At 38.5% G+C, this 15,555-nt stretch carries 10 protein-coding genes; 1 reads left to right on the top strand and 9 read right to left on the bottom strand.

From position 1 onward, the window contains the following. Positions 1-29: 29 nt before the first annotated feature. Positions 30-1,520, top strand: coding sequence for a PLP-dependent aminotransferase family protein (locus LKL37_RS06055; protein ID WP_431609674.1), 1,491 nt, complete (start codon positions 30-32; stop codon positions 1,518-1,520). A 260-nt stretch (positions 1,521-1,780) separates the two neighbouring features. Here LKL37_RS06055 and LKL37_RS06050 read toward each other — a convergent pair whose 3' ends face one another. Genes LKL37_RS06050 through LKL37_RS06010 form a run of 9 tightly spaced genes read right to left on the bottom strand, consistent with a single transcriptional unit; the run spans position 1,781 to position 15,449 of the window. Next, on the bottom strand, positions 1,781-2,968 hold the full coding sequence (locus LKL37_RS06050; RefSeq protein WP_431609673.1) for a PepSY-associated TM helix domain-containing protein: 1,188 nt from the start codon (positions 2,966-2,968) through the stop codon (positions 1,781-1,783). Positions 2,969-2,970: 2 nt separating this feature from the next. Then, a complete protein-coding gene (locus LKL37_RS06045) occupies positions 2,971-5,388 on the bottom strand; it encodes a TonB-dependent siderophore receptor (RefSeq protein WP_431609672.1) in 2,418 nt (805 codons plus the stop codon). Next, positions 5,375-6,763 (bottom strand): AMP-binding protein, encoded by a 1,389-nt coding sequence (locus LKL37_RS06040; protein WP_431609671.1) that lies wholly within the window; start codon positions 6,761-6,763, stop codon positions 5,375-5,377. The genes LKL37_RS06045 and LKL37_RS06040 overlap by 14 nt, the downstream gene beginning before the upstream one ends. A gap of 4 nt (positions 6,764-6,767) precedes the next feature. After that, positions 6,768-7,013 (bottom strand): acyl carrier protein, encoded by a 246-nt coding sequence (locus LKL37_RS06035; RefSeq protein ID WP_047374822.1) that lies wholly within the window; start codon positions 7,011-7,013, stop codon positions 6,768-6,770. A 1-nt stretch (position 7,014) separates the two neighbouring features. Continuing rightward, positions 7,015-8,418, bottom strand: coding sequence for an MATE family efflux transporter (locus tag LKL37_RS06030; protein WP_431609670.1), 1,404 nt, complete (start codon positions 8,416-8,418; stop codon positions 7,015-7,017). Further along, entirely contained in the window at positions 8,415-10,226 is a 1,812-nt protein-coding gene (locus LKL37_RS06025) for an IucA/IucC family protein (protein ID WP_431609669.1), read from the bottom strand. The genes LKL37_RS06030 and LKL37_RS06025 overlap by 4 nt, the downstream gene beginning before the upstream one ends. A 7-nt stretch (positions 10,227-10,233) precedes the next feature. Then, entirely contained in the window at positions 10,234-11,550 is a 1,317-nt protein-coding gene (locus tag LKL37_RS06020) for a lysine N(6)-hydroxylase/L-ornithine N(5)-oxygenase family protein (protein WP_431609668.1), read from the bottom strand. Then, entirely contained in the window at positions 11,543-13,951 is a 2,409-nt protein-coding gene (locus LKL37_RS06015; RefSeq protein ID WP_431609667.1) for a GNAT family N-acetyltransferase, read from the bottom strand. The genes LKL37_RS06020 and LKL37_RS06015 overlap by 8 nt, the downstream gene beginning before the upstream one ends. Continuing rightward, a complete protein-coding gene (locus LKL37_RS06010; protein WP_047374830.1) occupies positions 13,923-15,449 on the bottom strand; it encodes a pyridoxal phosphate-dependent decarboxylase family protein in 1,527 nt (508 codons plus the stop codon). Before LKL37_RS06010 ends, LKL37_RS06015 begins: the two co-directional genes overlap by 29 nt. Between the last annotated feature and the right edge of the window lie 106 nt (positions 15,450-15,555).

The raw sequence follows: 15,555 nt of genomic DNA, 5'->3' as shown, positions 1-15,555 counted from the left end.
GATGGTTACATTGTGCCAGTTTTAATATTATGGATAGTCCGGTTAAGATTCCTTACGAAAGTTTTATTAAGATTGATAGAAAATCAGAGACATCTATCTATTTACAGATTGCCAATCAACTGATCAATGCGATTCAGAGAGGCTTTTTACCTTTCGGAACCAAGCTTCCGGGAACAAGAACTTTCAGTGAAATGCTGGAAATCCACAGAAATACAGCAGTTGCGGTGTATGATGAACTGTCGGCTCAGGGCTGGACAGAAAGTTTTCCGAATAAGGGAACTTTTGTGATCGGAAAAGATCAGGAAAAACCTGTCAAATTGAACAATTTTGAACAGAATAACCTTCAAAACTACCCTGTTTGTACTGGTTTTTCATTCAAAACATCCAATATTCTCGATAATCCTTTTGAACATTCAGACTGTGAGTATGTCTTTAATGATGGGGTGCCGGATATCCGTTTAACCCAAATCGGGCAGCATTCGCGGTTTTACAGTTCTATCCTGAAACGTAAATCCAACCAGAAAGCTTTAGGACATTATAATCATGACGGAAGTGAATTTTTTAAAGAACATTTATCCCAATACCTGAATCTTTCCCGTGGACTTCCTATTTCTAAGAATAATCTCCTCATCACCCGAAGTACGGAAATGAGTATTTATATTGTTTCCGAAATTCTTCTTTCTGCTGGAGATACTGTACTGGTAGGCGCTTTGAGTTACTTCTCCGTCAATATGATCTTTATGAAAGCTGGGGTCGATATTGTTTCTATTCCCATTGATGAGGAAGGAATTATCGTAGAAAGCGTACGTGAAGCCTGTAAAAAGCAGAAAATACGGATGCTTTATCTAACCCCTCATCACCACTATCCTACTACCGTTGCACTGAGTGCCCAAAGAAGGTTTGAATTATTGGAATTGGCCAACGAATACGGATTTATTATCCTGGAAGATGATTACGATTATGAGTTTCATTACGACAAAAGTCCGATTCTTCCTTTGGCCAGTGCTGATACAAACGGAATGGTAATTTATATTGGTTCTTTCGGAAAGTCTTTAGCTCCAGGGTTTAGGACAGGTTTTATTGTTGCTCCGGAGAATCTGATGACAGAGATGCGTAAATATCTGGGAATTATAGACCGTCAGGGAGATATCCTGATGGAAAGAGCGCTTGGAGAGATGATTGCAGAAGGGGAAATCAATCGTTATCTGAAAAAATCTTTAAAAGTATATCAGGAAAGACGTGACCATTTTTCTGCGTTGCTGGAAGAGAATCTGGGTGATTATATTACTTTTCAAAGACCTTCCGGAGGATTGGCCATATGGCTGGAATGGAATATTCCGTTGAATCTGATGCAGCTGAGCAGGAACTGTGCAAAAGACAATCTTTTCATTCCCAAAACATTGCTGTATCAGAATAAAGGACTTACAGCGATGCGCTTAGGATTTGGAGATCTTAATTTTGATGAGATGAACAAAGGAATTGAGGTTTTTTCGAAGAATGTAAAGGGATTGTTTGAGTGATGAAATATCACACTGATTGAATAAATTACAGTTTATCTTGCTGAAAATCTAATATTGAGCGAAGTCGAAATGTTCTTGAGTCTTAAAAAAGTATAGAGATTAAAAACTTGTGCCTTTGCGATTTTCAAAAAAAATTTAAGCAAAGAGTCTACTTTAGTTTTAGAACGCAAAGGCGCAAGTTAGATTATAACGTTTTGTTTTTAAGGCGCTAGGATTTTATCTCCGATAAAATTGATAATGAATACCTTTACTTCTCTTTATCAATTGTGAGTAGGAAAAACAACTTTGTTTTTCTTATGTTTTGGTTTCTTCTTTTTCTTATTCAAATAGATAATAAAACCGGTAATTGGGAGTGATAGTGCTATAAGCGCTGCCAGAAAATAAATAATTCTGGTGGTCAGTCCCAGGATGCTTCCGGTGTGAAGATCATAATTTCTTTCTCTTAACGCGGTTCCATATCCGATATTTTTGTTTTTATAAGATTGAGATTTTAAAATTTCTCCTGAATATTGATCAAAATTAAAATGTTCATTTCTATACTGCCTTCCGTCATAAGTCAGCTCAGCATAATAGGTTCCTTCTTCCGATCTCGGAAAATTCACAAGGGCTGATTTCTTGTCTTTCAATCCTTTTTCCATAGTATTTCCGATGAGATTGAGGATATTTTCACGGTTTGAAAATTCTTCGGAAGGAATGGTATTTTTGGCTTTCTTTTCTGTGGGAGTATTTCCATTCAGCGTGTTCTTTACCCATTTGTCTACATCTTCAAAGCTCCATATCAATGCGGAATAAGAGATTAAGAGCAAAGGAATAATGGCATAGAATCCCAACACATTATGAGCATCATAGTTAATCCTTTTCCAATTGGCGGATGTTTTAATGAAAAACATTCCTTTCAGCATGGCTTTACTCATTTTGCGAGGATACCATATCACAAGCCCCGATAAAAGTATAATAGCCAATATCAATGTGGAATAACCGGTAATCGCTTTTCCGATTTTTTCACCCAGCAGAAGTCTTCTGTGAAGATCCAGTACAATTTCGAAGAAGTCTTTTTTGGCGTCTTCTACTTCCTGTACTTTTCCGGTGTAAGGATCTATATAAATTCGATAATAATAAAGATAAGTTCCCCAGTACGTCCATGCTTCGTTATCCATTTTTAAGGTACGAAATATATACGTTCGTGAGGGATCAGAAGGCATGATAACTCTTTTGACCTTTAAGCCTTCCGGAAGTGCTTTTTCTGCTTTTTCCGTAAGTTCAGACAATGAAAGTTTCTTTCTTCCGATATTTTCAACGTAATATCTGTTGGGGTGAACAATATGTTTTAATTCTTCTTCAAAAGCCAGGATACATCCCGTAGCGGCCATGATAACAACTATAAGCCCGGACGTTAGTCCGAGCCATAGATGTAACTGATATGCAATTTTTCTAAACTTCAGTTTCATTCTTAAAATTTAAAGCTTACCTCAGCAACAAAATTACGAGGCATCTGAGCGACTACCACTCCCTGCCCTGCAAAATATTGTACATTGCCCAGGTTATTCATTTTAAATCCTAATCTGTATCTTTCTTTTTCAAGGGAGATGGAAGCGTTCACTAAAGTATAGGCTGGGAATGCAAACTGTCCGGTAACGGTTTTGTTTCCGGTAATCTGTTTTCCAACACGGTTTACTCCAAAACCAACTCCAAGTCCCTGAAGTCCTTTGATTGGAAGGATATAACTGATCCATGAATTGAATACATTCGCAGGACCTGCAGACTCAGGACGACGCCCGTCTACAGCTGGGTCTGCTTTTTCATATCTGCTGTGATTGTAGGCATATCCGGCCATAATATTTAATCCCTGAACAGGGTTCATGATGGTTTCAATTTCAATACCTTTACTTCTCTGTTTTCCATCCTGAACAACGATATTGTATTCTTTTCCGTCACGGATTACACCGCTTCCTCTCTGGATATTGTCAACAAGAATATCGTAATATGAAATGGTAAAATTAATCTTGTTTCTCCAAAGGTTTCCTTTCAATCCTACTTCCCACTGATTGGCCATCTGAGGTTTCATTTCTCCGCTAATGTCCGGAAGCTGCTGCGCAACAGGTGCTGTATAACTGAAACCGTTCATATAATTACCATAAGCAGATAACTGATCTTTAAGAATCTGATATACAATTCCCACTTTAGGAGACCATGCAGTCTGATTAAAATCACCGGTTCTGGTATTGTTATTCAGGTTAAGCTGTCCTTTACTTTCGTAATGATCCATACGTAAGCTTAAAAGCGTAATCAAACGGTCCGTAATATAAGTAACGTTTGAAATATAAGCTCCATAAAGATTTGAAGCAGAATTATTTCTTACCAAAGGAGCTGTAGAAGTCTGGATTTTCTGCAGCACTAAATCTCTCGTGATATTGGCATAACCGGCTAAAGTTTGCCCGTTGATGTTGTCATACACCACAATTGGGGAATGGTTGTTATTGATGGTTTGATTTAAATAATCTAATCCAATCAACACTTTATTTTTAATGCTTCCGATTTTAAATTCACCATTAAAGTTCTGCTGAATACTTGTAGAAGAAGCTTCTGAGTTCTGCCATTGTACATTACGTTCCAGCGTAGCATCATTTACATTTCCTCTGATGAACTGATATTGATACAATCCTTCTGTCTTTCTGAAGTTTCTTGAAAGCAAGGTTTGTGAAGTCCATTTATCTGAAATTTTGTAATTCGCCTCCGCTTTTACGTTGATAGATGGTGCTTTTAAAGTAATATCATTATTGGAGTAAGATTTTTTCCAATCGAAGCCTAGCTCGTCCGGATTGTGGGCGAAGTAAGGTCTTGTTCTCGCAAGGAAAATAATCGGTGTATTGGTTCCTTCATAATTATAGATCTGAGCGCCTAAGTTGAATTTCAATCTGTCATTCACTTCATAGCTGATGGTAGGAGCAACAAAGAATGATTTTCTGAACTCAGAATCTCTGAATCCGTTCTGATACTGATAAGCGGCATTCAAACGGAACAGCATTTTTCTGGACTCCGTCATTGGGCCGTACACATCAGCCGTTACACGGTTCAGGTTGTAGCTTCCCATCAGATAAGAAGCCTCTCCCCCGAAATAATCTTTTGGTTTTTTAGTTACAGCATTAATCAAACCTCCAAAGGAAGTTACGGCACCTCCGTACAATGTTCCTGAAGGACCTTTGATCACTTCAAGACGTTCAAGATCGGCAGGATCTATTTCTCCGTTGGTGGTTGCAGGAACACCGTCTACCATAGATACTTTGGTAGGAAATCCTCTAAGGCTGTAGTAGAAACTTCCGTCTCCGGAACCTCTTCCCGGGCTTCCCTGCATTTTTACCATACCCGGAACATTTTTCAATACCTCCGAAATATCGTAAGTAAGCTGTTCCTTCATGATCTGTTGGTTGATGCTTGTGTAAGCCTGTGGATTTTCAAGAACTTTCAAAGGCATTTTAGCCACTGAAGTACTGTCTTTATCCAAAAATTTATTTCTGCTCACTGCATATACTGTAATTCCCTCAATTACATTATTGTGTAAAGGGGCATAGATCGCAGGAATTTCATAGACATCTTTCTGAATGTGGATGGGTTCCTTCATCAGTTCAATGTCATTTAAAACCACCTGAAGCGTATATTCTCCAGGTGGCACATTTTCAAAGTAATATTCTCCTAAATTATTGGTTTTTGCCTGATAAGACGTGTTGACAAGTCTTAAAATAGCATTTTTTACTGGTGCCTGTTCAGTCAGCATGATCTTGCCATGAATTCTGTCGCCTTGTTGTGCAGATAGCGAGTTTGAAGATAAAGCAAGACCAAGAAGTAATATAAGGGTTTTAGATGTTTTCATGCTGTAATTTTTGTAACAGGGGATAGTTTATTTTACCGTTTTGTGATAATGGGAAAGATTCTATAAGTTCGGTGCGTACATATTGCGGGTTGATACGCAGTTTGTTTTTAATGGTTTCGGTGATGATCTGAGGATCAATATCCGGATTGTCATATAATACCACGATTTTTTTATCATTGGCATTCAGACACACGAAGGTATTACCCTGCATTTCATTTTTAAGAATAAATTCTACCTCATCGAGATTAAGACGTATTCCGAAAAGCTTCATGATACGTTTTATTCTTCCGGTGATATAATAAATTCCGTTTTCACCTTTTCTTGCGGTATCTCCGGTATGCAGTACAGAAGGCTGCTCATAAGTAGCAAGATCTTCCAGTTTATTGGCATAGCCTCCGAAAATACTGACATGAGAAAACAGCAATTCATCCGTTTCAGAATCAATTTTGAAGCTTCCTCTTTCTACCACATTTCCGATTGATGTTTCTTCTTCCAGCAATCCTTCTGTAGTAAGGTAAGCCATTCTTCCTCCTGCTTCCGTTTGTCCGTATTGTGCAAAGAATTCCTTTTTAAATTCATGACAATAAGAGAAAATAGTTTTTCTCAATTCAGCGTTGATCACCCCTCCGGTATGGGTAAAATACCTCAGGCTTGGAGAATCTTTTCTGAAAAACCCTATTCTGTTTAGGTTTTCATAAAGGAAAGGAACTCCGCCCAACGTACTGTAGCCGTACTCCTCCATTTCGTCCCAGAATGCTTTCTGCATAATGTCTTTATCTGTACACACGATTCTTCCGGCACGCATACAATTGGTAGTGAAAATAGAAAATCCATATACGAAGTTGATCGGAACATTTAAAGGAACTACATCCGTTCCCTGAATCGGCATATATTGAAGGATGCTCAATGCATTCTGATAAAGGCTTTCATCAGATAATTTAACCAGTTTCGGAACACCTGTTGTCCCTGAAGTACTCAAAAGGATTTTGATGTCAGGGTGAATGGTAACTTCACTCTTATAATCATCCTTTGCAAAGATGCTGATGTTGTCTGAGAATACTTTCAGACTGTATCCTTCAATGGCTTCTCTTTGTGGATCAAAGATGTATTTTGGACGGTATTCTGCCTCAATACGCTCTTTGAATTCTTCATGCAGTTTCTGCCCTAATACAGCAATCGTGTATGCTGTTCCGTAAAAATTGAGAAGCACCTCAATGCTGGACAGCTGATTGTCATTGTACAAAAAGAGCAGTCCTTTTTCTACCGGGTTTAAGCCTAAAGACCGGTACAGTGTTCCCACCGGTATTGTTGTACCGGTGGAAGCATCTGTAAACCCCAAGTTCTTGTTGGCAATTACATTTTCTAAAATTTTCATATGCTTAGTTTTCTACGAATACTTCGTATTTTTTCATTTTTTCGCGAATCTTTCCGACGGTTCCCATCTCCAGGATATCGTTAAAATCAAATTTGATCTGATAAAACTGTTCAAGTGCTTCTACGATAAGAAGATGAGACATAGAATCCCATTCCGGGATTTCCTGATATGTTAGTTTTTCATCTACCAATTCTTTCTTTATTGCGATGGCAGAGGCGATAATTTCATAAAATTCTTCTGTAGTGTTCATTTTAAATTTTTATAGTTTTCCATTTTCCATTTTTAAAAATCATGAGGAATAGTACAGCCAAAACTATTTCCGAAGAAACAATAGCGGTAAATATTCCTCTCAGTTCCCATTGAAACCTTACTCCTAAGAGATAAGCCAGAGGAAGCTGAATCACATAAAACATCACGAGGTACAATAAAGTAACCTGCAGGATGTTTCCGGCCGCATTCAGAGCACGGCTGATCACCATGGTGAATCCTAACAGCAGATACGCCATAGAGACTACATGAATGTACTGCACTGCATATCTTGCAACTTCAGGTTCTGTAGTGAAAAATTTCACCACGTATTCCGCTGCAAGCTGCCAGAATAAGGCTACAAGTACCAGATACGTCATGTTGATGGTTCCGGCTCTCCAAACTGTTTTTTCAGCACGTTCAGGTTCCCCGGCACCCAGATTCTGACCTGTAAGAACTCCGGCTGCATTTCCTATTCCCCAGGCAGGCATCGTAGCTACGGAAGCAATACGCTGGGCAATGATATATCCTGCAAGTGCTGTGGTTCCGAAAGTGGAGATGATCTTCACCATAATCAGCCAGCTGGATGTTGGAATGATATATTGAACCAATCCTCCAAAAGCTATTTTCAGAATCTTCTGCAATAAGGGTATATCAAGCTGAAGAGGAACTCTGATGCTGATGCTGGTTTTTCCGGACATCAACACAAAAGCCTGGTATAAAACCCCTAAAAGCCTTGATAAAACTGTAGCATACGCCAATCCCATCAATCCAAAAGCAGGAATAAATCCTAATCCGAAAACAAGGATCACTGCAAAGATGATATTGGAAATATGGCAGATCCAAAGTGATTTCATTGCAATATCAGCATCACCAGCCCCTCTGAAGAGTCCATTTACAGATAAACGAAGAATTACAAGCCCGATACTCAGGAAGACCAGTCGTGAGAAAGAAACGCCTTCAGTTACCGTACTGGCATTGATTCCCAAAAAATCAACAATTTCTGATGCGAAAAAGCAGGAAATTCCACCAATAAGCACTGCAAAAAACAGAGCCAGCAAGATGATATATTGGGCTGTTCTGCCCATCCCTTCTTTATCTTTTTCACCCGCTCTTCTGGCGGTAAGGGTTGCTGCTGCAATTCCCAAACCTACTGCGATGGCATAGGCAAAGTTGATGTAGTTATCTGTAATTCCCACAAGTCCAAGAACCTTGTCGCCTAATTTTGCAATAATCAATAGATTGACACTCACAAAAACAGATTCCATGACAAGTTCCATCACCATGGGAATGGCAAGACTAAAGATGGAACGGTTGATACTTCCGGAAGTCAGTTCAACTTTTTTTCCGGCTATGGCTCCATACGTAAAAACCGCTCCTTCTTTTAGTATATGCAGGAATTTCCTCATACTGCTGCTACTGAATTTTTATTGGCAATCTGATACAGCGGATTAGGCAGTGCTCCGTCTTTTCTCGGAATGGCAAATGCTTTATTTTCACTGTAACCGTTATTTTTCAGGCGTAGGCTGTTGATATAGAATCTTTTGAATGCCGGCACATACAGGTCATACTTTTCGTATCTTTCCTGAAGGTGGGTATTCTCCGCTTTATAATTTTCTACACAGTTGTGAACGAGTTCCCAGAATGTTTCTTCATTAAAGTTGGAATAGGTATGCAGAGCATTCGACAGATATCTGAAGAAGGCATCAAAAACGCCAAGCAAAATAAACAATGGGATATTTTCTTTGTTGGAAGACTGGATTAAGCCGTCTGCAAGGTGTGCAGGAAGTTTTTCTCTTGCTTCAGTTGTTAAAACGATATCATCCACAAAGTCTTTGATTACGATTCTCTTCGGAACTCCGTTTTTCAAAACAACCATAATGTTTTCTCCATGTGGTGTTACACATAATGAATGCGTGTAATAAATGTGCAATAATGGAGTAAGATAAGCATCAAGATAGCTTTCAATCCATTCTTTGATACTTACACCTGCTTTTTCTGCAAATGCCTGAACCAATGGAACTCCATTTTCATCTACATAAAGTAAAGAAGCCATGGTTACCATTTGCTCATCTTCTTTCAGATAATTTTCAGCACTTTCTCTCCATAATGCGCCAAGGAATTCATTATATTGGTAAGGTACGCTCGCAATGGCTCCATATTGTGGATGAAGATAGGTGATGGCAGCTTCTTCTCCTAAGAAAATAGTCTCTTTGTTCTCAAGGTAAGCATCATCTTTAATTAAGCCTTTTACCCAATCTGTAATGGCTGGAGCAATTTTCATCTGTTTAGGTGATAATCCTCTGATATTTCCTGTGCTCAGAATAGAAACAGCCGTTTTCAGGTATCTCTTTTTAGGATGATCTACATTGAATAAAGTACGGATACTCTGCTGCGGACTGTACGTATCACTACCCTCACCCAATTGGATTAAAAGTCCGGAAGCAATATCTCCCGCAAAATGAATCTGAAGCTTATGCTCCCACTGCCATGGATGTACTGGAATAAAGTGATAATCTTCAACAACTTTTCTTTTGCTCAACAACTGCTGTTGAAAATCATTATATAAATCCTCTCCTATTTCAGAACGGTAAAACTCATCTCTGTTAATGTGTTCCAAAGCCTGGAATGACGATCTGCTTTTATGAGAAGCCAGCCAGATTACTTTTAAATTTTCATCGGCTTCAGGAGCAAATGTTTTAAGATCTCTTGGAGAAAAACCTAATCGGCTTTTGTTTACAATTACCCATGGATGTCCGGTCATATTATGCTCTACCGTCTGATAATCCGCATCTGCAAGCACTTTTGAAGACATTACTCCTTTTGATAAGATTAAAGCATCACAATACAGCGTGTGCAGTAATTCTTCTGTATATCTTGCAATGGTATAAGGATCTAAATCGAATACAGACTGCATTTCAAGGAAGAAAGCCGCCACATCTACTGAAGACAAATCTTCCCCGTTTTCTGTTTTTGTAATGCTGTCTTTATCAATATGCCAGTAATCCATCATTCTTTCCTGTCCGCGGAAGCTGTAGATAATGTTTTCAACTCCGGTTTCAAGGGTAAAAACAGTATATCCGTTTTTATTTTCAAAGGTCACCACAGGTTTTAGAAGCTCTTCATGCATCAGTTCTGCGATCGTTTTGGCCATTAGGTTTCTGTTGGCCTGATTCCAGTTTTCCTGGCTTACTGTATTTTTTAAGTTGGTGTTCATTTTTTGATTAAATTTTGGCAGTTGGTAAATCAGCATATTTTTCTACATCGAAATCCTGGAAAGCAATTTTCTTTTCAATTTTATAATGCTCTCTTCCCAGAATATCATTGATGATGTAGGAATTACGGTACGCAGCCATTCCCAGATCCGTAGAAATGTAGCTGTGGGTATGAACTTCAGCATGAAGCACATAAATTTCTCCTCCGTTGTGGTCTATTGAATAATTTCTATTGACATCAAACAGTCCGCTGGAATCTCTCTTGATTCTATCCTGAATATTCTTTAAGAATGCAGGCTCGTGGTAACGATATCCTGTTCCCAGAATCAGATAATCCGCTTCCTGATCATAAGGTACTTCCTGTTCCAGTTGGGTAAATTCAAGATTGATGAAATCAAGGTTACTGTTGTCTACTCTATTCAGCTGACTGTTTGGAATAATTTTAAGATTAGGATCAGCATTATCGATATTCAGATCATAAATAAAGTCGTAAATATCATTGATCAGATCATAATTGATTCCTTTAAACTGAGCCTGCTGTTTGCTTAAAATGGTTTTCCTTGCAGACTCGCTTCTGTTGTAGAAATATTCTACATAATCAGGTGAAGTAAGCTCCAGCGTCAACTTAGAATATTCCATAGGGAAAAATCTGTCCGGACGGGAATACCATCCCAGTTGTGTTTCTTCACTCCTGTTTTGAAGAAGATCATAAAAAACTTCTGCTGAACTCTGGCCAGAACCGATAATGGCTATCTTTTTACCCTGAGCTAAAAGCTCTTCTTTTCTGTACAGATAAGAACTTGTATGAATAACACGGGAATCATCCTTCGGAATGAAAGAAGGAATATGAGGCTGTGTCCCTGTTCCTAAAATCAGTCTTTCCGTTTTGAAAACCATAGTTTCTTTGGTTTTGGTGTGAATCGTAGTTACATGATATAAACCATCTTCATAAGTAATATCCACTACCTGAGTAGAAAAACGGCATTGTGGAAGCTGTGCAATCACCCATTGGCAGTAACGGTTGTATTCTTTTCTCGGAATGAAAAAATCTTCTCTGATAAAAAACTTATACAGTCTTCCGGTTTCCTTCAGATAGTTCAAAAGGCTTAAAGGATTGGTAGGATCAGCCATAGATACACAGTCGCATAAAAATGGGGTCTGCAGGGTTACATGGTCAATCATCAATCCCGGGTGCCAGTCGAAACCATCTCTCTGGTCCAGGAAAAGGGTTTTCAGTTCCGAAATCGGATTGGATAATGCGGCAAGTCCCAGATTAAAGGGGCCTATACCTATGCCTATTACATTGTATACGGCTTCGTTAGTCATTTTTTGTGATATTTGTGGTGATTTGTACCTCTTTATTCTGTGGGAATTTTTCCCAGTACCATTCTCTGTAACAGAAGTTCAGATTGGCTTTTTTATGAGGCATTTCTATTACTTTATCTACTTTGAAGCCTACATGAGCTTTGTTCATCATAGACGCAAGAGAGTCTACAGACCCTTCTCCTACCATTTTTCCTACCTGTGGCTGTGCAAAAACATAATCAACCATAGATTGAGTGGATGGAGATACAAATTTCTTTTTAGGATCAATAGGTGCAATAAACTGGTGTGTTCCATAATCGGTAGGCAGTACGTCATAATAATCTCCTACGATATCTCTGCAAGCCCAATACACCTCAATATTACATGATGGTTCATCGTTTCCTGCAATAATATAACTGTGCGCTTCATCACTTGGAAGCATCAGCCTATAGTAGGTTTCCAGCTCATCTATCGGCCAGTTCATCTGCCAGATTTTTACGGCATGTTCACGGTTGAACCATTCATGAAGCATTTCAAGGTCATTTTCAAGATCTATAGGACGCATACTCATCGTCACATCCTCTTTCTGGAAATATCTTTTAAAGAAAACTTCTGTTCCCTGTGGATTGATTAACTGATCCGAGAAAAAATGTTTGTGAAGAAGGTTCGGAACTTTAGCATAAGAAATTGAAGAAGCATTTACACCTCCATCTACATCAGCAACCGCCGACTGAAGGTTTGATTTTACCGCCCAATATCTTTGATTCAATGCATAATCTGTCAACGATGAAGGTTCAGTTTCATGAAGATTTTCAAACTCTCTGTACAGAATATGGATTAATCTTCTTTCTTTAACCAGACCTGTTTTACCTATGGAAGCAATCAGTGCACTCAGGTTACTTACCAAAAGATGGTGTGAAATAATATCCAGAAGACGCTCATCTCTGATGAAAAGATCTTCAATTTCAGGATAATCTTTGATCAGTGATTCATATTTTCCTTTAAAACTGTCTTTGATCAAATATCCTTGCCCATCTCTTACGTAAATAGATTGAGGAAGCAATTGATTATCCAGCTGAACAAGCAGATTCTGCTGATGAACTTCCGGCGCCATACCTAATTGATTGTACAATCTGTTTAAAGGCGAAAGCAACAGGTTTACATACTTTTCAAACCAGATAATAGCTGCTTTTTCTACATCTACACCCAATTGATTGGCTACATTTTTAAAGAAGTGCGTCGTAAAATTGAAACCATCTGTAGATTCATCCTGGCAAAGCCTTGCTAATAGAATCACTTTATCTTCATTGGAAAAAGGATTTTCGCGGAGCAGTATATTCAGACTGTCCATATTTTTTCCTTCATAGTGAACGCTTAACGTGGAAGGTTCCAGCAATAATTTAAAATTTGGGAAACTTTGTTCAAATGAAGCTTTTTGATGCTGCCACCAGATTGCGGAAGCATATCCTCTGTTGAGATCTTTTAAGCTATTCGTTCTTACAGAACCTGTCATTAAAACATGCAAAGAGAACTTTAACATCCAACTGAAGTCCGGATTATATACTGTTCTTATAGAAGATGTCGCATAAAAATCCTCTCCTAAAGGCCCGATGTGAATGATTTTCCCGGAACCAAGCATTTCAGGATATTCTTCGGTTGATAAAAGATACTGTGCTTCCCATGGATGGCATGGAACTATATAAAAATCATTTGTGTTTTCAAAATCGTAGCTTTCCGGTAAAGAAGTCCAATTTTCAAAGATTTCTTTTGCAGAAATTCCTGGAAGGGACTTTTCCGTGATGCAGTCTTTGTGAATCAGGAAATAATCCAGCTGAAATCCTTTCCCGAATTCAGGACCATATAAAAGCTGTTCTTCCTCAGAGAATCCCATTCTTGATTTGGTGAAAGGATGCAGATTGTGTCCGGCAGGAAGCATTTGCTCAGATTCAAGGAAAGAATAGGTCAACAGCTGATCATCCTGAAGACAGGCTTCTGTTGTCAGTTCCAGGTTTCTTAAGCTGCTTTGAATTCTTTCCACAAAGTTTCTGAAACCCGTTTCGTTTGTAGTCTCAGAAAGTTCTCTGTAAACCAGTTCAGTAAGCTTTTGATCATTAACTTCAAAAACTTCCTGATTTTGGTGATCTACCGCACACAAAACAGGTCCGTATTCATGAAAAAGAGTTTCGGAACGATAGGAAACCGGAGCAAATAAAAACAGTCCGCTTTTCTTCATTTCAAATCTCATAAACAATGAATAATCGCTATTTTGAAGAGCCTTTGCTGTCAGAAGATCATATTTCGGAACGCCCTGATAGAATTTTCCGTTTCCCAGTTCTCTCAGCATTCCGTTCAACAGAATTCTGAAAGTAATTTCCCGGGCTTTTTCTCCCGTTTTATTTTTCTGAATTAAAGTCTTTTCCATGATTTTTGATTGTGGTGAGAATTTGATGAATGTCTTCTGTAGTCGTAATCGGGTTCAGGAACGTAAACTTCAGATAGAAGTTTCCATCCACTTTTGTACTTGCTACAAGGATTTCTCCACTGTAGAACAATTTCATCTTGATGTATTGATTCAATGCATTCAGATCACTGATTTCCGGATTGATATACCTGAAAACAAGAACACTTAAGTCAGAATCTGAAAGAAGTTCAAAATCTGCATCTTCCGTAATCATTGCGGCTGCATCTTTGGTAAGATCAATCACGGTGTCTGTGTATTCTGCTAATTGTTCTTTACCCATCATTCTTATGGTAAACCAAAGTTTTAAAGCATCAAATCTTCGGGTACTTTGCGTAATGGATTTATTGATCTGTGCCGGAATTTCTTCTTCGTCCATTTCTTTCGGATTCAGATAATCGGCGTGGTGTTTAAGAATCAGCAGTTCTTTTTTATTTTTAACAATAAAAGCACTGCTGCTGATAGGCTGGAAGAATGATTTGTGGTAATCAATCGTTACGGAGTCTGCTCTTTCAATACCATTGATCAGATCACGGTACTTTTCACTTAATAATAAAGCACAACCGTAAGCTGCATCTACGTGCATCCAGATGTTATATTGTTCTGCAATATTCGCGATATCATCCAGTGGATCGATATTTCCAAAGTCTGTGGTTCCAGCTGTTGCTACAATACCAATAGGGATATTTCCCAGCTGTTCTTCTCTCTTGATGTATTTTTTCAAAAGAGAAATATCCATACGGAAACGGTCATCAGTAGGTACTTTAACAATACTTTTCTCACCCAGTCCCATAATGGAAGCATTTTTCAGATTGCTGAAGTGAGATTTATCTGAAACAAATATTCTGAAACGGCTTGCCTCCGCTGGCAGACCATCCATTTTAATGTTGTGGTTATATCTTTTCTGAGAAAAACAGTCACGCATCATGACCAATCCCATTAAATTGCTCTGTGAGCCCCCCGCTGTGAAAACACCGTCGCTTTCATTCGTATTATATCCGATCTGACCAGCAGTCCAGTCGATCAGTTTTCTTTCCATAAAAGTTCCGCCTGCGCTCTGATCATAAGTATCCTGTGAAGAATTGATGGCACTTACAAGGATTTCTCCTGCCAATGCCGGGATTACTACAGGACAGTTAAGGTGCGCTACATATTGTGGCAGGTGAAAAGCTGTGGCATGTTTTACATAAATATCATCTACTTCTGCCAGAAGCTCGTTATAATTGGAAAGTTTTTGATTAAGATCAATCTGTTGCACCATTCCTTTCATTGTTTTGGCTTCTATGCCACTGAAAGGCTTGTTGTTTCTGTGAAGAAATTCCTGAACCAGGTCTAAAGTACTATTGACAGCATTACGATAATGATCATAATTGTCAGGATGAAAAATATTCCCAAAATTCCCCGAAATGTGAGGTGAAGTTGTGCTTGCGAGCTCTTCTAGGGATATTAAATTGTTGTTCATAAAAGTTTTGTAATGTGATTTTTTAAATCTGTGAGTTGTTGTGGTTTTTTCGATATACTATTATATATATCTGATAGTCAGGTTTTTAAATTTTACATTTTTTATT

Origin of the sequence: Chryseobacterium sp. 'Rf worker isolate 10' (assembly GCF_050753305.1) — a bacterium.
GTDB lineage: Bacteria > Bacteroidota > Bacteroidia > Flavobacteriales > Weeksellaceae > Chryseobacterium.
This window is presented reverse-complemented; position numbering and strand designations above follow the sequence as displayed.